Annotated in this window: 24 protein-coding genes and 2 pseudogenes; 20 read left to right on the top strand and 6 right to left on the bottom strand. The window is 46.3% G+C overall.

Annotation, left to right across the window (positions count from 1 at the left end):
• Positions 1-237 precede the first annotated feature (237 nt).
• Positions 238-630 (bottom strand): hypothetical protein, encoded by a 393-nt coding sequence (locus tag AB4124_RS31100; protein WP_430112528.1) that lies wholly within the window; start codon positions 628-630, stop codon positions 238-240.
• A 215-nt stretch (positions 631-845) separates the two neighbouring features.
• On the opposite strand from AB4124_RS31100, the gene AB4124_RS31095 reads away from it, so the two are divergent.
• Entirely contained in the window at positions 846-2,138 is a 1,293-nt protein-coding gene (locus tag AB4124_RS31095; protein ID WP_441975231.1) for a S8 family serine peptidase, read from the top strand.
• Between the two features lie 491 nt (positions 2,139-2,629).
• Here AB4124_RS31095 and AB4124_RS31090 read toward each other — a convergent pair whose 3' ends face one another.
• Entirely contained in the window at positions 2,630-2,755 is a 126-nt protein-coding gene (locus AB4124_RS31090) for a hypothetical protein (protein ID WP_441975230.1), read from the bottom strand.
• A gap of 322 nt (positions 2,756-3,077) precedes the next feature.
• Between AB4124_RS31090 and AB4124_RS31085 the strand changes: the two genes are divergently transcribed.
• From AB4124_RS31085 to AB4124_RS31065, 5 genes are all read left to right on the top strand, one after another.
• Positions 3,078-3,554, top strand: a complete 477-nt coding sequence (locus AB4124_RS31085) for a GNAT family N-acetyltransferase (RefSeq protein ID WP_441975229.1) — start codon at positions 3,078-3,080, stop codon at positions 3,552-3,554.
• A 685-nt stretch (positions 3,555-4,239) separates the two neighbouring features.
• Complete coding sequence (locus AB4124_RS31080) at positions 4,240-5,229, top strand: ABC transporter permease (protein ID WP_441975228.1); 990 nt, start codon at positions 4,240-4,242, stop codon at positions 5,227-5,229.
• 16 nt (positions 5,230-5,245) lie between these two features.
• A complete protein-coding gene (locus AB4124_RS31075) occupies positions 5,246-6,157 on the top strand; it encodes a carbohydrate ABC transporter permease (protein WP_076321589.1) in 912 nt (303 codons plus the stop codon).
• 54 nt (positions 6,158-6,211) lie between these two features.
• A complete protein-coding gene (locus tag AB4124_RS31070; RefSeq protein WP_098745742.1) occupies positions 6,212-7,825 on the top strand; it encodes an extracellular solute-binding protein in 1,614 nt (537 codons plus the stop codon).
• 76 nt (positions 7,826-7,901) lie between these two features.
• Complete coding sequence (locus AB4124_RS31065; protein ID WP_441975227.1) at positions 7,902-8,918, top strand: glycosidase; 1,017 nt, start codon at positions 7,902-7,904, stop codon at positions 8,916-8,918.
• Positions 8,919-8,979: 61 nt separating this feature from the next.
• Here AB4124_RS31065 and AB4124_RS31060 read toward each other — a convergent pair whose 3' ends face one another.
• On the bottom strand, positions 8,980-11,304 hold the full coding sequence (locus AB4124_RS31060) for a helix-turn-helix domain-containing protein (RefSeq protein WP_441975226.1): 2,325 nt from the start codon (positions 11,302-11,304) through the stop codon (positions 8,980-8,982).
• Positions 11,305-11,464: 160 nt separating this feature from the next.
• On the opposite strand from AB4124_RS31060, the pseudogene AB4124_RS31055 reads away from it, so the two are divergent.
• Positions 11,465-11,719, top strand: a pseudogene (locus AB4124_RS31055) (hydroxylamine reductase); the annotation flags it as partial.
• Positions 11,720-11,855: 136 nt separating this feature from the next.
• On the opposite strand, the gene AB4124_RS31050 reads toward AB4124_RS31055, so the two are convergent.
• Entirely contained in the window at positions 11,856-12,197 is a 342-nt protein-coding gene (locus AB4124_RS31050; protein ID WP_076321586.1) for a winged helix-turn-helix transcriptional regulator, read from the bottom strand.
• Positions 12,198-12,303: 106 nt separating this feature from the next.
• Between AB4124_RS31050 and AB4124_RS31045 the strand changes: the two genes are divergently transcribed.
• The 5 genes and pseudogenes from AB4124_RS31045 (at position 12,304) to AB4124_RS31025 (ending at position 17,147) form a co-directional block, all read left to right on the top strand.
• Entirely contained in the window at positions 12,304-13,218 is a 915-nt protein-coding gene (locus AB4124_RS31045) for an arginase family protein (RefSeq protein WP_441975225.1), read from the top strand.
• Between the two features lie 83 nt (positions 13,219-13,301).
• Positions 13,302-13,721 (top strand): annotated as a pseudogene (locus tag AB4124_RS31040) (DUF2975 domain-containing protein); the annotation flags it as partial.
• A gap of 569 nt (positions 13,722-14,290) precedes the next feature.
• Positions 14,291-14,851 (top strand): hypothetical protein, encoded by a 561-nt coding sequence (locus AB4124_RS31035; RefSeq protein WP_430112408.1) that lies wholly within the window; start codon positions 14,291-14,293, stop codon positions 14,849-14,851.
• Between the two features lie 298 nt (positions 14,852-15,149).
• On the top strand, positions 15,150-15,893 hold the full coding sequence (locus tag AB4124_RS31030) for a YggS family pyridoxal phosphate-dependent enzyme (RefSeq protein ID WP_441975224.1): 744 nt from the start codon (positions 15,150-15,152) through the stop codon (positions 15,891-15,893).
• A 21-nt stretch (positions 15,894-15,914) separates the two neighbouring features.
• Positions 15,915-17,147: a benzoate/H(+) symporter BenE family transporter gene (locus AB4124_RS31025; RefSeq protein ID WP_441975223.1), complete on the top strand. Its 1,233-nt coding sequence runs from the start codon at positions 15,915-15,917 to the stop codon at positions 17,145-17,147.
• 60 nt (positions 17,148-17,207) lie between these two features.
• Here AB4124_RS31025 and pdxR read toward each other — a convergent pair whose 3' ends face one another.
• Positions 17,208-18,638, bottom strand: coding sequence for a MocR-like pyridoxine biosynthesis transcription factor PdxR (pdxR, locus tag AB4124_RS31020; RefSeq protein WP_430112405.1), 1,431 nt, complete (start codon positions 18,636-18,638; stop codon positions 17,208-17,210).
• Between the two features lie 151 nt (positions 18,639-18,789).
• On the opposite strand from pdxR, the gene glyA reads away from it, so the two are divergent.
• Positions 18,790-20,031 carry a serine hydroxymethyltransferase gene (gene glyA, locus AB4124_RS31015; protein WP_441975222.1) on the top strand — a complete coding sequence of 414 codons (1,242 nt, stop codon included), beginning with the start codon at positions 18,790-18,792 and terminating at the stop codon, positions 20,029-20,031.
• On the opposite strand, the gene AB4124_RS31010 is transcribed toward glyA, so the two are convergent.
• Positions 19,997-20,881: a hypothetical protein gene (locus AB4124_RS31010; RefSeq protein ID WP_441975221.1), complete on the bottom strand. Its 885-nt coding sequence runs from the start codon at positions 20,879-20,881 to the stop codon at positions 19,997-19,999. The two genes, glyA and AB4124_RS31010, sit on opposite strands and share 35 nt — an antisense overlap.
• A gap of 403 nt (positions 20,882-21,284) precedes the next feature.
• Here AB4124_RS31010 and AB4124_RS31005 point away from each other — a divergent pair, with 403 nt between their 5' ends.
• From AB4124_RS31005 to AB4124_RS30975, 7 genes are all read left to right on the top strand, one after another.
• Positions 21,285-22,043, top strand: a complete 759-nt coding sequence (locus AB4124_RS31005) for a TetR/AcrR family transcriptional regulator (RefSeq protein WP_441975220.1) — start codon at positions 21,285-21,287, stop codon at positions 22,041-22,043.
• 27 nt (positions 22,044-22,070) lie between these two features.
• Positions 22,071-22,817, top strand: a complete 747-nt coding sequence (map, locus tag AB4124_RS31000) for a type I methionyl aminopeptidase (RefSeq protein WP_441975219.1) — start codon at positions 22,071-22,073, stop codon at positions 22,815-22,817.
• Positions 22,818-22,896: 79 nt separating this feature from the next.
• Positions 22,897-23,001 carry a DUF6254 family protein gene (locus AB4124_RS30995; RefSeq protein ID WP_015735743.1) on the top strand — a complete coding sequence of 35 codons (105 nt, stop codon included), beginning with the start codon at positions 22,897-22,899 and terminating at the stop codon, positions 22,999-23,001.
• 183 nt (positions 23,002-23,184) lie between these two features.
• Complete coding sequence (locus tag AB4124_RS30990) at positions 23,185-23,598, top strand: hypothetical protein (protein WP_076321575.1); 414 nt, start codon at positions 23,185-23,187, stop codon at positions 23,596-23,598.
• 143 nt (positions 23,599-23,741) lie between these two features.
• Positions 23,742-24,215 carry a MerR family transcriptional regulator gene (locus AB4124_RS30985; protein ID WP_379405952.1) on the top strand — a complete coding sequence of 158 codons (474 nt, stop codon included), beginning with the start codon at positions 23,742-23,744 and terminating at the stop codon, positions 24,213-24,215.
• Positions 24,199-24,645 (top strand): hypothetical protein, encoded by a 447-nt coding sequence (locus AB4124_RS30980; RefSeq protein WP_441975218.1) that lies wholly within the window; start codon positions 24,199-24,201, stop codon positions 24,643-24,645. Before AB4124_RS30985 ends, AB4124_RS30980 begins: the two co-directional genes overlap by 17 nt.
• 340 nt (positions 24,646-24,985) lie before the next feature.
• Entirely contained in the window at positions 24,986-25,621 is a 636-nt protein-coding gene (locus tag AB4124_RS30975; RefSeq protein WP_441975217.1) for a glycoside hydrolase family 11 protein, read from the top strand.
• Positions 25,622-25,687 lie beyond the last annotated feature (66 nt).

The following is a 25,687-nucleotide window of genomic DNA, read 5'->3' as shown; positions in this document are numbered from 1 at the left end:
ACATGGCGTGGACTATTAGCAGGTGTTGAGGGTGTTCCAAGAAAGTGGCATGCCCGTATGAGAGATCGCCAGTTTGGGTCAAATAGATGCTACAAATAAAGAAATGGCGGTACAGGGGGTTACTCCGGTACTGCCATTTCTTTATTTGTTTTCGAATATCGAATGACTTGAGCATAGTTACACTCGCTTGATAGTATTGAGCGGGAGTTAACCTAGAATGGTAACTCAACTGCATGCTTACCCTTTACGACGCCATGCATTGGCAATTAGGCCCACGATGAAGCCCCAAACGGCATTTACCGCAAAGACACTTACCATTGCCAGTGGATTAGTTAAAGGACCTTGCAATTTTCCATCGATAAGGGGAGAGGCAATCCCGCTTATAATGATAGCAAATAAGGCATAACTCAAACCCGCAAAAACAAGAATGACAACGGGAAAAGCCGTTCTTTTGAATAGAACGATCATGAGCCAGGCCAAGGAGATAAGGACCGTCATCAGAATGCTGCCGAATGCTTGACCGATCAGATCCATGATCCCGGTCATCTTCATGATGGGTCTGATAAGCGCTAAAGCGCCCAGTCCAAGAATTAAAAGCAGATTTTCTTTCACAATATCTATTGTTCTCATATCCAATCCGTTCCTCTCTATGTTGTGGATGATGAAGTCGATAAGCCATAGTCCAATTCATTCCCCAACAAGTATGATGATTGCCGATGCCCCGATGCTTCAAGTTCTCGGCTGTTATTAACATTAACAAATCCATGTTGTGAACTTATGACGATACTTTGCGATTTACGTGAATTTTTTTTCGATGGATTTCCCGATCTCCTGACAGCGATAATATGCTAGACTACCTATATTTTACTTTTAGGAGTCCATCATACGATGAAGACATTGACGCTAGTGGTGAGCATGGATTAATGACACTACTGGCACTATCCCATAAATCTTTTGTTTTACAAGGAAAAACGCATATAGGAATTGCACCGGCGGCTCATTATATCGTACTTAATCACGGGGCGTTCAGGACCGGGGAAGGAGAACGATTAAAAGCGGGCATCGAGTGGATTATGAATAAACAGAAAGAATGGAATATACGAATCATATTAAGTACAGGATGGCATGCGCTAGATCATCAGGTATATCTGAAAAGCACAAGAAAAAACAGCACGGTTCAGGCACTAGCTTCAGCCATTAGAAGCGGGGTTCTCGTGGTTTGTTCAAACGGGAATACGAGAACAGTGAATTTGTTGCCGCCTCACGATTATCTAGCCGTGGGGGGATACAATGACCGAGGCCTCGCAGACCGCTACAGCCATGTACCATTTCCCGATGAATCGTATGGAATAAATGCCGAGAGGCACTTCAGACCTGACGTTCTAGCACCAAGGGTATACTTAACCGTTCCTTTTTGTGAATTCAATAAAAAAGCAGATATCGTTTCTTATTATTGGGGAACATCAGGTGCAGCAACACTCGTAACCGGAGTCGCAGCATACCTAATGTCTGTTTTCCAAGGTTTAGATGCAACAACTCTACGCTCTGCGTTGACTGCATACGGCGATCGTATAGATGGCTATGATAATCTAGCTCCTAGGATTAACGTCACCAAAGCAAAAACAGCGATTGAATTGGGTTTGATAACGAATCAACCTCAAGAAACTTTACCATCCCTGCAGATCAGGCACACCCTTAAAGAACTACATTCACAAGAGGATACGAAAAGGGCGGTTGCTCTATCTACGCTCGTGGAAAAGCATCTTTGCTCACGGGATCTTTTATGGCAATATACATACGATCACTCACCCATCGTAAAAAAAATCGCTGTTTCGGCTTTGGAAAAGCCCATAAACGAAGAGGAGCGACAGGATTTCTGGGATCGATTAGCTCAGGAATCGGAAGGCGGCGTTCGTGGTTGGTACGCCTATGCATTATTACAAGACGCAAGGAAAAATGAAGGTTCCCAATGGATTCCATTATCAACGGATATCAATTGGACAGTTCGATGGTGTGTAAGCGAATATCTTGCCATGTTTCCTGACTTCTTTCCGCAACTTGAAACAACGCATGATCCAGATTCTATTCTCTCAAAAGCCTCTCCGCTAATACAATGGCTTAATGATAGAAATGGATAAGCGGGAAAAACTCCACAAAAGAGCTGGAAATAACAATACCGATTCAATAATGTAAACGTCGGACGATTGATGGGCAGTGTGGATGATGTGTCGGTGTGCACAGCTGTGCGCGGTGTGTACTGATGAGTATGCGGTGGGCATCTGATGTATGCGGTGTGTACTGATGAGTAAGCGGTGGGCATCTGATGTATGCAGTCTGCACTGATGTTTGCGGACAGGAGGTCCGCTATTTCCCAACAACTGTACCAAATTCAAGGATTCGCGGACACAGGATCCGTTATTCTCGGTTTTTCCCTGATTTTGCGGTGATATATCGGTAATAGCGGAACCTGTGTCCGCTTAACCTTATGCTTAGCACCTTTGTTCACAAATAGCGGAATCACGGTCCGCTCGGAGTTGTTCAATCAGCTTCTTCCTCATACCCCCCTAAAGTATGATTGGTTTCCCATATGGGTTTCCAACAATATCGACTTTATGGGGGGGTTACTTCATTAAAATGTATCTTCAGCCTCTGCTTTTAAATGTTCACCGTGAGCAGTATCGCCTTCGCCGCTGATCCCCTTGACCTTTACCATTTCCAGTACCTTTTCGGTCAATTTTAATTCCCCAATCGACATGGTTAGCGGCAGCCTGAAAGTTAACGGTCAATCCCAATGAGTTAGCAGAATGCGGTGGAACAGATGAATAAGCGACAACGAGCAAAATGAATGCTTTCCATCTACAGGAATGCTAAGGGGCAGCTTATATTAACAACAAATAAACCGGCACAAGGATGTGCCGGTTGACTGATATTTCTGACACCTAAAAAAGCCATGGATACATGATATTATATAAAAAAATTCAATATAAGTCTATTACTTTTTTTGGATAAATTGTATGTTATATAAGCGACCGCGGCGCAAAACGAATAAGCCAAGATAATGAGGGGAGAAGTCTTGCATGATTACACTCAGAAAAATCACGTTAGAAAACCGACGTGCCATATTTAATCTGGAAGTTTCAGAAGATCAACGGCGCTTCGTTGCGTCCAATCTGTCGAGCGTGGCTTCGTGTTATGTCCTTGCAACCAATGACGGACATCCATTTCCATTTGCCATTTACGCGGATGAACAGCCGGTCGGTTTTGTTATGATTACTTATAGAATCACCGGGTACGAACTCCCGACAATCGCAGACGACAGCTATTGCATCCTGCGGCTGATGATTGACAAGCAATACCAGAACAGGGGCTATGGTCGGAAAGCCATGACAAAAATCTTGGAATTTATCCGTACCTTTCCGGCAGGACCTGCACATTACTGCTGGATTTCTTATAAAGCTGATAACATGGCCGCCAAAAAGCTTTATGAAAGCTACGGCTTCCGTGACAACGGCGAAAGCATCGGAGACGAGTTAATAACCGTGTTACAACTCTGATTCACTGCTTCAATGGATCAACCTTTGAAGAGATTGTCCCAAAAGTTAAGATCTGTTCGCTCGAAAAGACCACTCGATAGATGAAAGAAACAACAATAATAAGGAAATGGCGGTGCTAGGGAGGTAATCCCTACACTGCCATTTCTGGCTTTTGGTTATTGATTCTTCTTGAGCAAATTGTGGGCGAGCGAAAGCTACCCGACTCAAGGCTAGCAGTTTCCGTACCTTCTTTGCAGTTTGGGATGATGGCTAAGCCGCTTTTCGGCTTCATTCAAATGCTCAATAATAGAGGCTGGCAGGTTCATTAGGATTCTCCTCCTAGATTGTATCTTATTTTCTCTTTCTTTGTTCTCCTGCGAGTTGTTCGGTGTTCGAAGGCGGTGTTCGTACAATGCTTGATGGAGCACAATATGTAACTTATGAAACTTGATATAGGTTCATAATTCACACATTTTCAACATCATAGATGAGCAATGATCGGGGAGATTCGAATGAGAAAAAAGATGATAGCAGCGGGATTACGCCGGACAGACGGATGACAATGCACATCTTACACATTTACGATGTCATGCTGTCTTCTCTACACTTTGGAATGTAAGCGTTACCTGTTAATCACTGAAACGTGATGTACGTAAGTGAACCAGATAACCTGACATGAATCGATATTTGAGAAAGGAGGGGAAGCATGAAGGGGAAAAGACTACTTGCTGTGATATCCGAAAGACGTTCAATCCATCGCGAAACGAAGCCGCCTAATAAGGGCGTAAACCAAACGTCTCTTGGTAAAAGAATCAGGATGAACTGGCAGCTCTATCTGTTCTTGGCGCCGGTCTTACTGTATTTCCTTGTATTTCACTATGCGCCCATGTATGGTATCCAGATTGCCTTTAAGAACTTTATCCCTAGCAAAGGAATCATGGACAGCCCATGGGTGGGTTTCGATCATTTTGAGCGTTTCTTCCATTCCTACTATTTCTGGGATTTGCTGTGGAATACGTTCAGCCTCAGCTTCTACGAGCTGTTAATCGGGTTTCCGCTGCCGATCATCCTGGCGCTTGCTTTCAACGAAATCCGGACGGGTCCCTTCAAGAAAATAGTCCAGACCGTTACGTATGCGCCTCATTTTATATCCGTTGTTGTCATGGCGGGTATGATTATTACGTTCTTATCGCCGTCCACAGGCATACTGATCCAATTTATCAAATGGATGGGCATCGACGCGCCGAATTTTCTGTCGGATCCTGCCTGGTTCAAGACCGTATACGTTCTATCTGGGGTCTGGCAAAGCACTGGATGGGGGACCATTATATATCTGGCTGCGCTGTCCGGTGTCGATCCCCAGCAGCATGAAGCTGCGATCGTGGATGGAGCCAGTCGTTTCAAACGATTGTTGCACATCAACCTGCCGGCCATACTCCCAACCATCACCATTTTGTTGATTTTGAACATGGGCAACATTCTTACGATAGGCTTCGAAAAAATACTGCTGCTGCAGAACTCACTGAATATGGAGTCTTCTGATGTCATTTCAACTTATGTCTACCGGACCGGTCTGGTAGACGCGCAGTACAGCTTCTCGACAGCCGTTGGCCTGTTCAACTCCGTTATCAACGTCATTTTACTGGTAACGGTTAACCGGATTGCCAGACGCACCAGCGATAACAGCCTATGGTAGAAAGGGGGAAAGTACATTGGTTACCGCTATGAAGGAATCGAAGTGGGACAAGGTATTTCTTGGCAGCGTCTATATCTATTTATCCATCGCTCTGATTGTTGTTCTTTATCCGCTTATTTATATTCTCAGCGCATCGATCAGCAGCCCGCAGCAGGTGAATTCGGGTGCGATGTGGCTGTTTCCCAAGGAGATTACCTTGGCCGGATACCAGCTGGTCTTCGAAAACCCGAAGATTTGGAACGGATATCTGAACACGATAGTCTATACTGGGATAGGAACGCTGTTGAACCTGGCCGTAACTCTGCCTGCAGCCTATGCGCTCAGCAGGTCTGATTTAGTCGGTCGTCAACTGTTCTTGGGATTTATTCTGTTCACGATGTTCTTTACCGGAGGGCTTGTGCCAACGTATCTCGTAGTCCGGAATTTGGGGCTGATCAACACGATGGGGGCGCTCATTCTTCCCGTAGCAGCATCGGTATGGAATATCATCGTTGCCCGGACATTCTTTCAGACGACGATCCCGAAGGAACTGCAGGAAGCGGCATACATGGACGGCTGTACCAACCTGAAGCTGTTCGTCCGCATTATTCTGCCGCTGTCCGCACCGATTATCGCAGTCATGGCTTTGTTTTACGGGGTCAGTCACTGGAACAGCTATTTTCCGGCTCTGATCTATCTCAACGATGAGAGCAAGTACCCTCTGCAGATGGTATTACGGCAGATTCTGGTTCTTCAGGAAATGACGGCGGAGACGACCGGCGCGGGAATCAGCGGGGATGCCGCCAGGGCAATGAATTCCAAAGCCGAAACCGCATCACTAATCAAATACGGGGTTATCGTCGTATCGACGCTGCCGATTGTGGCTCTCTATCCTTTTTTACAGCGATACTTTGTCCAAGGGGTCATGATTGGCTCTGTAAAAGGATGATGAAAGCGTTTTATAAAAAATATGAACTTGAGTATTCAAAGGGAGGAAACATGGATGAAGATGACAAGCAAACCTTGGAAGCTGGTGTTGACGGGCATGACGGCCCTGTCTCTGCTCGCCGGATGCAGTTCGGCCAGCGATACGACTACTGGAACGAAGTCAACAGAAGCAGCCGCAGTGAATAAGGAAGGCTTCCCGATTGTTAATGAACCACTAACGCTGACGATGATGGCACCTGATGTCGGTGTTCAGAACTGGCAGGATATGATCGTTCTGCAGCAGATGAAGGAAATGACGGGCATATCCTTCCGATACTTAAACGCTCCGAAGGATAGCTTTGATACGAAGAAGAACCTCGTATTTGCCAGCGGCGATTACCCGGATGTCTTCTATGCTGCAGGCTTGACGGCGGCTGAACAGATGAACTATGGCGAGCAGGGAATTCTGATTCCGCTTGAGGAGCTTATCGAGGAATATGCTCCGAACTTCAAGGCGCTGATGGACGAGATTCCCGAGATCCGTAAATCCATTACCGCTCCTGATGGGCATATCTACTCCTTGCCTGCGATCGATTTAAGCCAGCACTGGTATCGCAACCCGATGTGGTATAACGGAGATTTCATGGAGGCCCTGAATATCGACAAGCTTCCGGAGACGACCGAGGAGCTCTATACCTTCCTGAAGCGGGTAAAAGAAGAAGATCCGAACGGCAATGGTGTCGCCGATGAAATCCCGATCTCTTCCGTATCGACAGCAACGACCAATGCTCGGGATATTCGTACTTGGCTTCTTGGCGCTTTCGGCGTTTATGAAGACGAAATTTATGTTGATGATGAGGATGTTGTTCATTATACCCCGATAGAAGAGGGCTTCAGAGAGTATCTGGTCTATATGAACCGTCTATGGAAAGAGGATCTGCTTGACCACGAAAGCTATTCACAAACCGCAGAACAGAAAAAGGCCAAGGCACAGAACAATCAGGTGGCCCTGTTCTCCGACTGGCATGCCTACATGACCAAAGGGGGAGAACCTTCCACCAAAGATCCGATGTTCGCTCCGGTGAAGAGCGATTTGGTAGACAAGCCGGCCATCGCCAAGAACAGAGGGATTACTACGGGAGCTTTTGCCATCACGGTTACCAATCCTGCCCCTGAAGCATCGATGCGTTGGGTGGACTACCTTTACTCTTATGAAGGATCGCTCTTTTTCAACAAAGGACCTGAAGGCAAGCTGTGGGAGTACACGGATGAAGCCAATCGTGTGAAGCGCTATCTGCCTGTTCCAGACGGCAAGGAAATGGAGGATTACCGTGCGACTTTGACGCCAAATTACGGCATTCCGGCTCCTACCATCAACACGGACGATATTAATAAAGGATTGAAGACCGACTTTGATCTGTGGGTTGAGAAGGAAACGAAGGAAAAGCTGCTTGATCGCGGAGCCAGACCTCCGTTCCCTGCGTTGTTCCTTACCGTTGAAGAGCAAACCGAGATTAACAGTCTGAACTCTGATCTGAGCACGTATGTACAACAGATGGAGGCGAAATTCGTTACCGGAGCAGAACCATTGTCAAATTGGGATAACTACCTAAGCACGATGAAGAAAATGGGTGCCGATCGGGTCGTTGAAATCTACCAAGGTGCATATGACCGCTGGAAGTCAAACTAAACATAAATTGTGCCTAGTAGAATTCAAGTGGGCCTGATTAAATCCTGAATATCATACAAATGCGGAGGCATAGTCTATGAAAATTACGAGACATCCGAACAATCCGATCGTCGTTCCGGGGAAGTACGAATGGCGTAAAGTCACCGTATTCAATCCTGCGGTTATTTTCGACAACGGCAAGTTTTACATGATCGAGCGTACCGCAGGCTCGCTAACGCCTTGCAAGAATGTTTTGGGACTGCTAGAGAGTGAAGACGGAGTGAATTTTACGCACGTAAAAGACGAGCCGATCGTGACTCCTGACATGCTGGGCTTTCCATATGGAAGCGTCCAGGACCCGCGGATTATCAAAATTGACGGCACGTACTATCTAAACTATGCCCTTAGGCCGTGCGCCATGAGTTACTATCCGACAGGAGCGGGCATACCGGAGCGTTCGATTCCGAAATATCCGGACGGGTGGGGAGAGGAGGAAGGCCACTGGCTCACTCGCTCTTCGATTGTGAAGTCGGACAATCTGATCGACTGGGAATTCGTTGCAGATACGACACCACTCGACATAAACGACCGTGACAACATTTTGTTCCCTGAGAAGATTAACGGAAAATATGTATTGCTGCGCCGTCCGGAGGAATACGTGGGTGCGGCTTACGGAACGGACAGCGCGGCGATGTGGATTACATACTCAGAGGATCTGGTTCATTGGGAAGAGCCGAAGCTTCTGGCCAAGGCCGAGAATCCGGCGTGGGAATCCAGGAAAATTGGCGGAGCAACGCCACCTGTGCGAACCGATAAAGGCTGGCTGGTCCTTTACCACGGCGTTGATGATCAGGTCGTTTACCGTGTTGGGGCGATGCTTCTTGACCTGAACAACCCTGAGAAGGTCATAGCAAGAACAAAGACTTTCATTATGGAACCGGAAACATATTATGAGAAATTCGGTTATCAAATTCCGAATGTGGTGTTCCCGACAGGAAACGTGGTCAAAGACGGCCTGCTCTATATCTATTATGGTGTGACCGATACTGCAATTGCACTGGCTACCGTGCCGGTCGATGAGCTGGTAGAGCATATCTTGAACGAACCGCAGTGAGTGAAGTGAAGTAGAAGCATCAGGGCCCTTTCGAGACAAGATCTCCTAAAGGGCCCTTCTGTTATATATCCAGCCTATTCGAGTGATGTTGTTTGCGGTACTGACCGGGCGTAAGCCCGGTTTCTTTCTTGAATTTGCGGATGAAATTGGGTGCATCCAGGTAGCCCACCTGTTCGATGATTTCCTTCAGGGGAGCGCTTGTCGTCACAAGCAGCCGAATGACTTCTTCCGTGCGCCTCTTCCAGATATACTGCGAGAAACTGATCCCGGTCTTCTCTTTGAAGCTGCGGCTTAAGTAAGAGGTAGAGACGGAAAATTTAAGGGCAACATGCTCCAGGCTGAGCGTATAGTCGGCAAACTGCTGATTCACATAATGTACGATATCATCGATCAGTTTAGGCGCTGCTTGCTCATGGTTGCGCTCAACCTTCTCGCAAACCTCTGTCGTCAGCGACAACAGCTTGTCCTCGAATTCCTCAAGCGTCTCAAACGACGTATAGTCCGAGATATTGCTGAATACTTCGTTCATTCCGACCTCGGAGGCGGAACGAAGCAGTGCGTTCAGCAGATCGAAGCAAATGCAGCGCAGCAGATGAATCTGCAGCGGTTCGCTCCGGATGGTCTCCATCATCTCGGCGATCATCTGCACAGCCACCGACTCGTTGCCTTGCTTCAGGCTTTGCTCCAGCTTGAGCAGCGATTTTCTTGGAAGCCACACGCCTTTGGCGACAGGATGACTCTGCTCTGCCAATTGGTCGAAATAGGTGATGCGGCTGCTGCCAACCATTCGGTGCTCCAGTGCGGTTGCGGCTTCGATGAAGGATTGGTTCAGCTGCCCCAAACTCCGGTAAGGCGTACCTACGCCCATGCTCGGATCGAGCCGCGTGTTCTCGGAGATCAATTCCTGGACCGCGCGAATGATCTGCTCCATCCGGAGCTTCAGCAAATCTTGACCAGGACCAGGAAGTGATACGATCAGCGCAAATTGATTATCGGCTGAGAATTCAACGCCGTAAATATTCGCATGAAGCCCTGATGGTTCAACATGGCTGAGAATTTCATGCACCTGCTGACGATCATTCTGGACATCCTCGGTCGCATCGTTTTCTTCCCAGGACAGAATCACACAGAAATAAATGACTTGTTCTTGGGGAGATTCCAGTCCGACTCCGGCGATCATTCGCTCGATTTCGTGATCATCCGGCTTGCCGTGCTTCAGTAGAAGCAGCATGCATTGGTTGCGCACGAAGGGCTCTTGCATATCGATACGGGCGCTGTAATCGTGAAGGGTCTGACGAATCCAATCCCATTCATTGCGCGTTCTTGGTTCTGGGGTATCGTTGACTCTGAGCTTGGCGAATTCCATCAAGTCCTTAATCGGGTGATATTGGCGTCTAGCCAGCACAAAAGCGGCGAGCACTCCGGTTACGACTGCGATGCCAAACACCATGAGAATGAGCGTCTGTACATGAGCGACCCGGCTGAAGAACTGGTAGCTTGGCATGATGGTCATGTAGTTCCAGCCATTCTCCCCGGATTTGACGGATACGACGGAGTACTTGTCATTCTTCAGGGAGACATTGTGTATGCCGGCATCAAGCGCAGCCAATGTCCCGAAATGTTCTTGAGACAGGGATACGCCTTGATGGTTGGCTGTAAGCACTTCATCATTTTGATTGAAGATGTAGCTGCTCCCGGTGAAATCGCTAAGAATGGAATCCATGACCCCCGTAAGGTTGGACTCTTTCACCATATATATGACACTTCCGTAGGGATAGGGAGCATTGGGCTTAATAGGTACGATTATAGTCAGCATCGCCTCCTGCCTAGAGCTGTTGATTGTAACATTCTCGGCAGGCCGTATTAACATCTGATTCGTTTCGTTCAGAGCAACGATTATATCTTCCAGATTCCAGTTCTCATAACGATAAAAGGAATCGAACGCAACGTTAACATTCGTTAGGCCGCGGTAAGAATAGATAACCGGGTCGTTATGATAGTATAAGAAAATGTCTTCAATGATGCTGCTGTTCGCCTTATAGTTGGCCAAAGCTTGAATGGCTTCGACCCTGTAATAAGAATCACGAACCATATAAGGAGTTAAGCGTCTGTCATAAGCGATTCGGCCTGAAATCTCCCGAAGCTCTGCGATACGGGAGTCGATGTTCATTTTGACCTGGTTCAATTGATTAATGTTGGATAGTTCAATCTCGGAACGAAGCCCGCTGACAGCGCTATCATAAACGAAAATGGTTACTCCCGTCAGGGGAATCAGGAAGATCAGAATATAAGACAGAACGTATCTTAAGAGCAGCTTTGACTTAAAGTGATTCCAGTTTATCCGGAAAGTGGATACGATGAATGATCTGAGCTTGTGAATGGTCATTTGGGTGAAAATCCTCCATTGCATTCTTTCATGTCTGCGGAAATCCGATTTTATCAAAAACGATAAGTTACTTGAAACATTATATCATTATAATGATATAATTCAGAGAAATATTAAAAATTAAATTCATAATAATTACTCTTTACTTTAACGTAACCTCACCGTTGGCGATATAGGCATTCCTCGTTATATCGATTTGGGGCAATGCACCGTCAAAATTGCACTGGCGTTGGCCGATGCATTCGGGTGTACGGTCAATGAGCTGCCCGTCAGCATCGTGCTGTCCTGGTTTGAGCAAAAGGCGGTTGCCATTATGCTGGGCTTATTCAGCCTGGACATCCTGGTCGATATGTTCGGCCTGAAGCTGATTACAACGGCGGAGGAAGACATGAATGCCATGCTGGCATTGTCATAATTATTCAAATAGCAAATTAAATTAAACGGCCTTACCCTAAAGAAATTCAGGACTAAGGCCGCTTAATTGACTCTTTTGGAAATGGCGGTACAGGGATGAACTCCCTGGGATCGCCATTTTTTTATTTTTGCTGGGCTTAATGGTGTTGGTTTTTTGCTCCCCACTCACATAACTGTTCCAAGATGGGTAATAGCGTTTCCGCTTTATCTGTAAGACTGTACTCGACTTTTGGCGGTACTTGAGGATACTCTTTGCGTGACACCAGGCCGTCCGCTTCCAATTCTTTGAGCTGTGAGCTCAATGTTTTGTAAGTGATTGCTCCTATTTGTCTTTTCAGATCATTAAAGCGAACGGTTTGGTTTTCTGCCAAAAGGTACATAATTACCATTTTCCATTTACCACCAATAATTGAAATGGTATATCCAAAAGGTGTATCTTGAACATTTTTAACTTTACCTTTAAATTCCGCCATACTCATACTTAACACTATCCTTTCGGGTAGTACCTATCATAATTGTGCGTACTATTTTTTTATTTGTGCTCAGTCTATACTAACCTTACTTTGATGTAAAGGAGAGAAATAAATGACTAAAAAAACAATACGCCTGTTAATGCCACAGTGGCAAGGGGGAAACAACCCGAACTACTCTTTTGGAGCCGAGCTGCTTGCTTGGCTAGCTCCGGACAGTGATCAGCCCCTTATCCATGTACCGGTTCAAGCTTATGATGGAACTCCGCTAGAAAACGAGGATGGAATGAATGGAAGAAAACAGCTGCTTAAACAGCTAGAGGCTGCTCATCATCTTATTGAAGCTCATAAGCCAGATCGCATCGTCATGTTTGGCGGTGATTGCTTAGTTGAACAAGCTCCTTTTGCCTATTTAAACGAGCGGTACGATGGGGAATTAGGTTTAATATGGATCGACGCTCACTCTGATTTGGTCAATTATGTCGGCTATGATAACGGGCACGCATTACCTCTCGGGAATCTTTTGGGAGAAGGAGATGAGGAGTTTGCAAAACATGTGAAAATCCCGCTAAAACCTGAAAATGTCTTTATTGCAGGATTAGCGACTCCTACAGAAGAAGAAGTTGCAGTGATTTCAGAAGCGTTTCAAAGACTAGGTGTTGCACCTACAGAACCAGACACGGAAATGATTCAAAGACTTGGTATTCGAACGGCCGGAACGAAAGAGTTAGCGAGCGGTACTGAATCTATAAAAGAATGGATCAAAGAAAGCGGCATTAAGTACCTGGCTATTCACCTTGATTTAGACGTACTTGATCCACAGGCATTTCGTTCTTTATTATTCGCTAATCCTGAAGAACCCTTTAATTTATCTCCTAAAGGAACCATGCAAATGCCTCAACTAGTGAGTTTGATTAAAGAATTATCTGAAGCAACAGATGTCGTTGGATTAGGTATAACAGAGCATTTGCCGTGGGACTCCATTAACTTGAAGAAACTCCTTGGAGATATACCCATTTTAAATAACTAAAGTTATAAAAGTATTTTAATAGAACAACGAACTGCATATACTTAGAAATACATTCCGCACCCTAGTTTTAGGGTGTGTTTTTTTATGGTAGCAAGTGCTATCCAGATCATACTTATTTGAAATATCTCGTTTTCATCGATTTGTATGCAGCCGCGATACCTTTTTATTTTGCTTTGTATCAGGCTTATAAGCTTATAGGCTATATTGACAAGAACAAAGCTTTCTCAGAATTATCCGTGCGCGTTCTAAAGATTATAAAATACTGTGCAACCATAATCAGCAGCTTGTTTGTGGTAGGTATGCCACTCTTCTATCTGATTGCGGAGAAAGACGATGCCCCAGGTATCATACTTATCGGAATGGCTCTGATTTTTGCGTCGGAGAGGGTTGGAATAACAATGGCTAACCTTTCTATATTGAAAAATGGAAAGGCCAAGGCCATTAGGCTTTCGACTTTAGAAGCCATCTGCAAAGCGCTGGAATGCCAACCTGGAGATATTTAAAATACAAAAGTGACGAGAACACATAAGGATCATAAGCAGAGATCTAAAAAGTCGCCATTTTGGCGATTTTTTTTGTGACTCATAGCTGATCAGATGAATGTCTGATGGGGAACTGCGGCGAATCACTAAACTAACGGGCAGTTTAGTTTGCGAAGCAGGCTAGGATCACTCTTTCTAATTTGTGGTAAAATGGTCGTCAAGAACAATTGAAGAGGGGTTGGATACTTGATTCGGGGAGTAATTATCGAAGGTTTTTTTGTCTTAGTAACGGGAAGCAAAAGTTCAACAAACAAAGGCTCGTGAAACACCTATCGTGTGTACATGAGGAGGCTAAGGTATGATGGACGACGGCAATGAGGGTGCTTGCTCACATCGACCATCTTATTCGAATATATGAGCCAGAATAAAAACTTGAAGGAAGCATTGTCTCTTTTTATGTGCGATCAGTTTCCACACTATAGTTAACGAGTGCATTAACGTGTAAAGTTATTTAACTAATGAGAGCGAAAGGGTAATTTAACGTTGCAACTTATGGAAATTAAGATCGTCATATAATGAAGGGGGAGAATATGATGATTCTTTTAAGAAGTATATTGATTGTACTATTCGTATCTTTAATCGGGTGTCAGCAAAATACGACCTCAACAGAAAACCTCACTAATGAATTAGAAATAGAAGGTTTTGTGGAGCCAGAACCATCGGATTGGGTGAAATATATAACGCCAGTCAGAGAGTACATGTATTATAGAACACAAGCTGTGGTTAACAAGGATATTCATATTTTGTGGGATCATTACCCAGATCTAAAAGAAAATATTGACCACAAGCAAGGTGTTAATATTGAGAAATATGAGGTTGAATCCTTAAATCAAAATGTTAACTTGTTGGATGCCAATTATAATATTGAAGATTATGAACGAATTAAAGTGAAATCGATAAACGATAATAACGTGGAAGTTCTTATTCATGCAAGTATGATTTATTTGAGAGATGATTTTGATGAGTCCGGAGGGGAATATTTAATTAAGCTGTTCTTAGAACATAAGAACAACCATTGGACCGTCGTAAAAACTGACGAATATACTTTACCAGAATACAAAGAATGGATGAAGGAAAAAGAACAGATATAAGCCCTTGTTAAGCCTATCTATTCATAAAATAGTAGACATAAACGAACCATTCCTATCAGGGAATGAGTTCGTTTTTTTCTTTCTAAGATGTTGGAATGGAATGTCCGCTTTTATGGATTGCTCGATTACATCAGTTTTGGATATATATTCACAATCCATCTGTTGATATACTAGCGTAAACATAGAGAAGGAGGAAAGTCGAATGGCTCTAAGAAGCGGATGACAACAGGACTTAATTTTGAATAGCGTGCAGGTTGTCATGATGGACTTGTACGTGCAGCAGAAAGGGGGAGAAGACATGGAGCATTTCGTTGAAGCGAATCTCAAAACCGTGAAGCAGCAGATGGAATTGGCATGCCAAGCCTCGGGTCGTCAGATAGAGGACGTGAAATTGTTGTTGGCAACCAAAACCGTACCGCTTGAAAAATTGCAAATGGCTATACAAGCGGGGGAGACTCTATTCGGGGAAAACAAAGCACAAGAACTACGGGGCAAATTTCCGCTTATGCAGCAGTTCAATCAGATAGAGTGGCATTTTATCGGACATTTGCAAACGAATAAAGTGAAGGACGTTGTCAAATATGTTACGCTCATTCATTCTGTGGACCGTTTGAAACTGGGGCAGGCCCTTCACCATCAGCTCGTTAAAGAGAATAAAACCATGGATGTTTTGGTGCAAATCAACACGTCCTATGAAGAAAGTAAATTTGGTGCTCCTCCGGAAATGGCAGTGGAGTTGGTAGAACAGTTGTCCCAGTTCGAAACGTTAAACGTGAAAGGCTTAATGACGATTGGGAAACTGAATGCAACCAACGATGAGACCCGGCATTGCTTCCGGTTACTAAAATGTATTCAAACACAAATCAGAGAGAAAAATCTCCCTCGTGTGCAAATGGATATCCTCTCGATGGGCATGTCCGGTGATTATAAGGTGGCCATCGAGGAGGGAGCTACCATCATCCGCGTAGGGACAAGCGTATTCGGCCAGCGTTACTTGCCGGACAGCTATTACTGGAACGAACACGCGCAACAGGACGATTAGGAGAAAGGCAGGAGAACACTCTTGAATACAACAACATCCCCTTCGCTGCGCGGCCGCGATTTGATATCGCCAACCATAGCCGCTTTAATATCTGTCATTGTCAACTATGGAGGCACCTTTATTCTCGTGTTTCAGGCAGCAAAAGTCGCGGGTTTAAGTCCCGAAATGACCGCTTCCTGGATTTGGTCCATCTCCATAGGAGTGGGCATAACCGGGATCTGGCTAAGTTATCGTTACCGGGAACCGATTATTACGGCTTGGTCAACACCAGGCGTGGCTTTTCTCGTTTCTGCCTTAGCGGTAACCCCTTATCCGGAAGCCATTGGAGCTTACATAATCTCTGCCGTAGGATTTATTGTTTTAGGATTATCGGGCATGTTCGAACGATTTGTCCGGCTTATTCCTCCAGGTATTGCTTCTGGACTACTAGCAGGCATTTTACTGCAGTTTGGCATTTCAGCTTTTGGGGGAGCGAAAGTTGATCCATTGCTTGTCGTTGTCCTGTTTGCCGCTTATATCGTGTTAAGACGGTTTACATCCCGCTATGCGATTGTTGGCATACTGGCCATTGGACTGATTTATTTGATTGTTATGGGAATAGCGGATTTCAGCACGATCCACTTGGCGATTGCATCACCGGTATTTGTCGTTCCGGAGTTTTCACTACATGCTACATTAGGTGTTGCATTGCCGCTGTTTATTATTACTTTGACAGGACAATACATGCCTGGAATGCTCGTTTTGCGGAATGACGGGTTTAAGACGAGCGCAAATCCGATTTTGACCGTAACGGGTCTGGGTTCACTTCTTGCAGCACCTTTTGGCTCGCATGCTTTTAATGCAGCAGCCATTACGGCAGCGATTTGCACAGGGAAAGATGCGCATGAGGATTCCACAAAACGCTATATTGCAGGCATTGCATGTGGCATTTTTTATATTGTTGTCGGCATTTTTGGCGTGACGTTGGCTGCTCTGTTTTTGATTCTGCCGGCTACCTTTATCGCGACATTAGCGGGATTGGCATTGCTTGGCACCATTGGTGGTAGTCTTGCCAATGCTTTAACGGATCCCAAGGGACGGGAGACTGCATTGATTACGTTCTTAGCGACAGCCGCGAATGTCACTCTACTTGGCGTCGGTGGTGCATTTTGGGGACTTGTTGCGGGTTTGGCAGCACATCTATTGATTCATGGGAAATTTCATAAAAAGCAATACAGATCAAGCGGAGTACAGCAAGCGGAACCAAAACAATAGAAGGTGGGAACATGAAAACAGGGATAGCGCGGTCAAAAGACGGGGGCGAGGTTGTTGGTATTATAAAAGCAACCCCGCAAGACGATAAATTCCTTCTTCAATGGCAGCTTCATCTACTTTAGCAAAACCCAGTACCCATCCTTTTCGATTGCTTTCCAAACCATACGTGCTAAGCGGATAAACACGAATACCTTTTTCGAGCGCTAACTTCGTCATGGCTTCTTCGTCAAACGATGGTTCTGCTTCAAGAAGCATATGCAGCCCTGTTTCTACGCCGCTTAGTGTAAAGTGTTCATTCAGACCCGTCGCGATGATTGCTTTCGTCATAGCTTCGTGTCTGCGCCGATATACATTTCGAACTCGTCTCATATGGCGCATGAAATGACCATGTTTAATAAAATGAGTAAGCGTTAATTGCTCCATAATTGGAAGATGACGATAGGTTAGTTCTTGAACTTGGGCAAGCCGGCGAATAGCCTCTTTGGGACCAATGATTGCCGAGATGCGAATTCCAGGAGCAACCATTTTGGAAAAACTCATCATGTACAAGGTGTTTTGAGGACGCTGACTGAACAAGGTTGGAAGTGGGTCGCCGCGATATCGAAATTCGCTGTCATAATCGTCCTCAACAATCCAAAACCGCTGTTCAGCAGCCATATGTAACAATTGTTGCCTGCGAGGTTCCGACATAATAACTCCAACCGCACACTGGTGGGATGGCGTAACAAACACAAGTTTGGACCCAGGGTGAATGCGGTCGACATACAGCCCGTACTCATCGACCGGAACGGATACAACTTGCATACGCCGATACTTCAGCGCCATCCAGGCGGCAGGGAAGCCGGGATCTTCAACCGAAACCGTATCTCCTTCATGTAAAAGGGCTTGGGCAATTAGATCAATGCTATGTTGTGCGCCTGAAGTTAATATGATTTGATCGAGATTCACATGAACGCCCCGTTCAAGGGATAAATAACGTTGAATCTGTTCTCGCAGCGGCAAGAAGCCATAAGCGTTGCCGTAAGCCCAATTGTCCAAGTTTGTTTCTGTGGACGCATGTAAAAAAGATTGTCTCCAATTCTTTTGAAAATGTTCGTCCAGATAGGGCTCATGGGGACTGAAATCGATGTCTACTTTCCGATGTTCTCTGTCTCCGAACCAACTGTGCAAATGACCAACTGAAGCGTTTAATAAGGGCAATTCGGGGAGGAGGGGCCCTTGGGTAGCCGTATCCTCTGAAGGACGAGAGGCATATGACCATTCGCTAACTCTTGTCCCGCCGCGACGAGAGGTGACGGTGTACCCGCGGCTGAATAATTCCTCGTAAACAATCTGTATGGTTGAACGGGAAACGCCAATCAATGGAGCGAGTTCGCGGGAGGGGAGCAGTAATTCGCCTGGCGGCCATTTTCCGGTCGTAATATTATGGATTGCTTGATCCAGAAGCTGCTGCCAGATGGGACGTTCATCATCTCGGTTAACTTTTAGCATACATACACCTCTGATGTTATTATGGATTGCTCAATTTACTGATTTATGGATATTAAATAACACTCCATTGATTGATATACTATCATGACAATCGTTGCTTATACAACACAATATAAGTAGACAAACGAGCATACAGAGAGGAAGAGGGTTCATGAAATATTTGGAACAACAAGACAAAGCAGTGGCACATGCTATTCGGCAAGAACTTATACGGCAGCGGGATACAATAGAACTGATTGCATCGGAGAATTTTGTAAGCCAGGCTGTCATGGAAGCCACAGGTACGGTACTGACCAACAAATATGCGGAAGGGTATCCTGGAAAAAGATATTATGGCGGATGTGAATATGTTGATATCGTAGAGGAGCTTGCCACTTCCCGTGTCAAAGAGCTTTTTGGTGCGGAACATGCCAATGTGCAGCCTCACTCCGGTGCGCAGGCGAATATGGGAGTTTATTTTGCATCAGTCAAGCCTGGTGACACCATTTTGGGCATGAATTTATCCCATGGTGGACATTTAACGCACGGGAGTCCTGTGAACTTTTCCGGTAGACTTTACAATTTTGTCCCTTATGGTGTCGATGAACAAACCGGACGCATTGACTTTGATCAAGTGCGAAAACTTGCTCATAAGCATCATCCGCGCATGATCGTTGCTGGCGCAAGTGCTTATCCTCGAACGATTGAATTTGAGTTGTTTTCCCAAATTGCTGCCGAAGTTGGAGCCCTTTTCTTTGTGGATATGGCACATATTGCGGGAATTGTCGCTGCGGGCTTGCACCCCAACCCGGTACCGCATGCGCATTTTGTAACGACAACAACGCATAAAACGTTGCGAGGACCAAGAGGCGGAGTCATCATGTGCCGTAAGCCATGGGCGCAAGCCATTGATAAAGCGATATTTCCTGGGTCACAAGGCGGCCCGCTTATGCATGTCATCGCGGCCAAAGCGGTTGCACTAGGCGAGGCATTGCAACCGGATTTTAAAACGTATATGGAAAAAACGCTTGAAAATGCTAATGTACTAGCGGAAACACTAATGAATGAAGGGTTAACCGTTGTATCGGGAGGAACAGATAATCATATCGTTTTGGTTGATTTGCGCACGATTGGACTTACGGGAAAAGAAGCTGAAGCCATCCTCGATGAAGTGGGGATTACCGCTAATAAAAACGCAATTCCTCATGATACGGCAAGCCCGTTAGTAACGAGTGGCATTCGCTTCGGAACCCCTGCTATGACATCAAGAGGATTGGGCCCCAAGGAAATGAAAGAAGTTGCCCAGCTGATTGGACTGGCCTTTAAAAATCCGAACAGTTCGACGGTTAAAGATCAGATATTGGGAAGTGTACGTGAGATTACCTCTCAATTTCCTTTATATGGCGGGCTTTAATAGTGCCGAAAATTGCGCGAGCTTTGCTCCAATCCACGCCCAGACTGCCTTGCCAGCCAGCCCAAGGCATCTCCATATCGGAACGACCCTTGGTATTGTCCAGACTGAACTCGGCGTTGATGATCGACTCCATGTTCGTCCAGCGATCCGGGGCAAGCTCCAGGATGCGATTGGGGATCACACCGACCATGGCGAGCGCCTTGAGCATGCCGCGGCGTATGCCAGCGTGTCCTTTGATGATTTTCTCGGCGGTGAGTCGTTTCTCATATTTCCCCGGTGTTTCGCCCGCTTCCGCACGGTCCAGGCTATGCAGCAGATCGCTGAAAGCCTGCTTGTCTTTTTCCGTTGGTTGAATAGGACCTTGCTCCAGCAGTTTGACGAACTCGGTCATGTCTACATACGCGCCGAAGCTCGATCCGCTGTAATTATTGCCCAGATGCATTGCATAACGGATGTAGGACAAGTTGTCCCAGCCTTCGTCGCTATGACTGAATGCGCACACCCTACAGGCAAGAACGCGCTCGGCTTCCTCATACGCATGCGCCCGCGCATGTATCATGGAATGGTAACTGGCCAGCGAAGATATGGCTCGCGGGTAGCTCCCGCCAACCCCGGCGATAAAGGCGCTGCTTACGCTGCTCCAGGAAAGGAAGGGGTTCGTCTGCAGCTTGATCAGTTTGTCGATGATCTCGTCATGACGGATGTATTGCAGTTCATTTGGGACCCATCCGCTGGCGTGGAGCAGCTCCTGCTCGGCCGGAGTAAGTGTAGCGGTCTTATAGATGGAAACCTCGCGTTCCCGATCATAGTCGTTATTCGAGTGGTGGTACAGCTTTTTCAAAACGCGCATCAGCTTGTTATTCATAGATAACTCCTTTCAATCGAGGGGGATAAGCTCGCTCTTCTGATAACTTTGGGATGTCTCATTCTATTATAATAGCAACTAGTAATGTAGACATGCGCTTAAAGGACCAGGCGGGACATAGAGGAAGTGATGTTAATCAGCAGAGGCAAAGCTCGTTATGCTGATGGCAGAACAGTCAAACTGGAGCACTGGTAGTAAGAGCTTGAAATAACGTGCTTAAAGCCAGCCTGGGGATAAACGGGATTTCCGGCTCAAAGCTAACCCGTTGGTCAAGTCACCAATTTTTAGGGTTGAGCCGAAAAGTCCCAGCTAATCACTTGTAATTCGTTGGCTGATGTTTTATATTGACATAAGAGTAGGTCAAAAATAAAAGAGGTGAACGGACGAGATGACTCCACGCACGAAGGAACAAAACGAAGAGATCCGGCTGCGGCGTCTGACGCAAATCCGTAAAGCCGCTGCCGATGTGTTTTTGAATAAAGGGCCTTTACTGGAAATCCGTGATGTTGCCACGCAGGCGGAGCTCGGCTATGGCACGGTATACCATTATTACAGCAATAAGGGCGATTTGCTCCACGATTTGCTATGGGACGCGTTGGAGCGGGCCGGGGGATGGCTGGAGGCTCCACCAGAGGCGCCGCTGAAGGTTACGCCGGAGGTCGCGCGGGCTCCGGCTTCGGATGAGGCGCTGGCGGGCGGACATTTCGGCTTGGCTGCGGCGGCGGATACCGGGAACTCCGCTGCCACGGATTCCCGAAGCGAAAGCCGCGAAACGGCCGATGCCGCAGAGCTTAGCCCCGTCGCTGCCTCCAGCGTCCGGCTGCTGGAGCTTTGGGCTGAGGACCACGCCCTGTACCTGCTGCATAAGCTAGCCGGTGAGGGCTTTGCCGCGCTACCTGAAGCGCGTTCGGCCCCGCTCTCAGCCGCCTTTCACCGGGAGGTGCTCGCTCCGTTTGCCACGCTGCTGGAAACCGGCTGTGTGGCGGAAGGAGCTGCCGCTTCTGGCGGAAACGCGACGGATCCGCCAAATCGGCTGCAGCGCGCGGAAATGCTGCTGGCCGCCTTAGTCGGCTGTGCCTCGCTTTCACTTCGCCGCGGTAAGCTGCACGAGGAGGCCAGGGATATCGTCCGTTTTTTAAAATTTTAGAATGGATAAGGAGCGAATAAATAAAAGATGATCATTTTAAAATCACCCAGGGAAATCGAAGAGATGAAGCCGGCGAGCCAAATCGTTGCGGACTGCTACCGTGAGGTGGCCAGACTGATCGAGCCTGGGATCACCACCCGGGAAATCAATGACTTTGTTGCCAGACACATCACCAAGCTGGGCGGCAAGCAGTTTACGAAAGGGTACAACGGTTTCCCCGCCGAAACCTGCACTTCGGTCAACGATGTGGTGGCCCACGGCATTCCTTCGAATCGGGTGCTTATGGACGGCGACTTGCTGAAGCTCGACATCGTCGTGGAATACGGCGGTTGGTTCGGCGATTCGTGCTGGTGTTATGCGGTGGGCAATATCCGGCCGGAGGCGCAAAAAATAATGAAGGTGGCCAAGGAATGCTTGGATCTGGGGATCTCCCGGGCAATCCCCGGGGGTCGGCTCGGCGACATCACGTCGGCGATTCAACAGCATGCGGAAGCGAACGGGTTCTCGGTCGTACGCGATCTACTGGCGCACGGGATCGGGCGGAGCCTGCACGAGGAACCGAATTACGAGCATATCGGCGTAGCCGGCAAAGGTATTCGGTTAAAGGAAGGCATGGTGTTTACGATTGAACCGATGATCAACGAAGGTACGTTCCGTATCACGATCGACGACGATCAGTGGACGGCGAGAACGGCCGACGGCAAGCTGTCGGCGCAATATGAGCATACGATCGCAATCACGCCGGACGGACCTCTGATTCTAACGGCCCAGTGAATTTTTGAATGAATACAGCCGCGGAATGACAAGATAAGAAAGTGGTATACATTTCATTTTCCAAAGGAGGATATCTGTTATGGCTCACCAGAAGAGAAGGAAAGAAGCTGCCTGGAAGTCACGAAAGCAAGAACAGCATCCCCATGGTAAAATCAAATCGCTCAAGGAATTGTCCAGCGAATAGAGTGAAAAGTATACTACTTGGAAGAGAAAGACTGTCGGCGTAAAATACCGGCAGTCTTCTTTCTTGTATTCATTCATCAGACATCTCGGTAGTCTATGGAAAAAACTTGAAAAAATTTTATATTACAATTATAGTAGATGTTGGAATTAAAAATAATATTTGTATGAAGAGGAGCGTGCGCCTATGAAAAAGAGAATTGCTAGTATTCTTACCGCTACTGCAGTTTTATTATCTATTCCAGCAAGTGCATTTGCATACACGCCATTACAAACTCAATCATCCAGCATTATCACCCCGCTTGCACATGATCAATGGAATTTCGTTATATCAGGTGAAGATGAGGTTACTTTTGATTATGCAAAATCAGATGGAGTGAACTTACGTGTCTGGCTGGGGGATGATGAACGCGCTGGCATGGAGCTCCTTGTTTATGATCCAAATGGCAATCTTTTTGCTTCAGGTAATTCAACATCTCGGACTGATTATCAAGTTAAACTGGAGACTAAACCCAAAATTGAAGGAACCTACAAAATCAAAGTGGTTGTAAATGATGGTGGAGGACCCTACTGGATTTCATTGGCTGCAAGATCATACTAATGCTTGGACCGTCCATAATTGGACGGTCTTTTTTTATCTGTCTTTAACAGACTCACAACGAATCTGGAGATTGCTTGATTATGCGAAATTGAATATACAAATTGACTTGACATTGGAGCTTACTCCAATGTTACTTTGAATACATGGAAAAACTTTACTCTATACAAGAGGTTTGTCAGTTACTTGGGATTCCAAAGGATACGCTTCGGTACTATGACCGGATTGGGATCGTATCGCCGTCCCGTGAAGACAATCGGTACCGCAGGTATTCGAAGAACGACCTCATCGATTTGATGAATATTCAAATCATGCAGTATGCGGACTTCACTCTTAACGAGATCAAGGGAACGTTTGGGTTCCACAGAATGGAGAATGTAGATCCAGCTTATTGCCGTGAGGTTGCTTCGTTCCTCGATGCGAAGAATGCAGAAACGCGTAAGAAAATTGCCCATCTGGAAAAGGTCAGTCAATTGCTCGACGTAGCAGCCGAAACGCTAAGGGACTTTAATCATGAAAGCGACCAACGGCTGGCAGAAATCGTTCGCGAACTTTACCGGTCTATTCGCAAGCAGGAACCGGGAATATCCGAGGAGGGATGTCATGGGCATCAACGTTAGGAATTTCTATTTTTTGATTGCTGGCATTCTGGCGATACTATTTGCCTTTACACACGCATGGAATGGGCAATCCGCAGTGCTGCCGATGCTCCATGTGAGTGCGATAGCGATGGACACTCGAACCGTATTCATGTATGTCTGGCACATCATCACGGCGGAAAATCTGGTCTTCGGCATCGTGTTCATATTCATGTCATTCCAAAGCGAGTATATGAAGATTCGGTTTGCCGCATGGACCATCGTGTCGCTTCTAATCGTCCGGTTGCTGGTCATTCTTGGCATAACGGCATTACAAGACGTATCGGCCCTTGCGGATACGTTCATCGATTCGATTGCGATCATAATCTATGTCACCTTCATCATAATCGGCATAAGAAGGAAGCCAAAGGAGTTCGGAGATCAGACGCCACATTCTGGTCGGGTGGAGTGAAGAAATCAAACCAGAAGAAGCATGGCTGGCATCAATGAGCCGTGGATGGAAAAAACGGTGAGAAATCAAAGAAAGGCTAGCTATTCATCGGGTTGTCCAGCGAAAAGGAAAAAGAATATACTACTTGGATGATAAGACTGCCGGCGTAAATTACCGGCAGTCTTCTTTTTTTGTCTTAATTTTTCCGACCTGTTCCATAAGGTCACAAGTGCCTAAAATTGTAAAATAATCTAGATATCATATTTAATTTGCTAAGTGTTATGTAACCGCTGTCATTCTATAATTTACTTAGAAAGGAGGTAAAAGGAAAAAGATAAATCAAAATATGAGGAGGTAGATTATGTTTAAATTCAGTAAGAAGTTGATGACTGTCATTCTTGCAGCTACCATGAGTTTTGGTTTGTTTGCAACGACCTCAAGTGCTGCGACCGACTATTGGCAAAATTGGACCGATGGCGGCGGAACGGTTAATGCCGTTAACGGCTCCGGCGGTAATTACAGCGTGACCTGGCAAAACACCGGGAATTTTGTTGTCGGTAAAGGCTGGAATACGGGATCGCCAAACCGGACGATTAACTACAATGCCGGCGTGTGGGCGCCGTCCGGCAATGGATATTTGACTCTCTATGGATGGACTAGAAACGCACTCATCGAATATTACGTCGTTGACAGTTGGGGTACGTATCGACCTACCGGGACTCATAAAGGCACGGTAACCAGTGATGGGGGCACATATGACATCTATACGACCATGAGATACAACGCACCTTCCATTGACGGCACACAAACGTTTGCCCAGTACTGGAGTGTTCGACAATCGAAAAGAGAGACCGGGGTCAACTCGTCCATCACTTTCAGCAACCACGTGAACGCATGGGCAAGCAAGGGAATGAATCTGGGAAGCAACTGGTCATATCAGGTGTTAGCAACAGAGGGTTATCAAAGTAGCGGGAGCTCAAACGTAACAGTGTGGTAACCCATCGCCATCAATAAACTCAAGCGAACGGGAGTGGTAGGGCCGTCTCTGAGGGTAAGCGGGGTT

The organism is Paenibacillus sp. 2KB_20, from assembly GCF_052115765.1.
In the GTDB taxonomy this organism is placed as follows: domain Bacteria; phylum Bacillota; class Bacilli; order Paenibacillales; family Paenibacillaceae; genus Paenibacillus_AQ.
The sequence above is the reverse complement of the archived record's forward strand: the minus strand, read 5'-3'. Positions and strand labels throughout refer to the sequence as shown.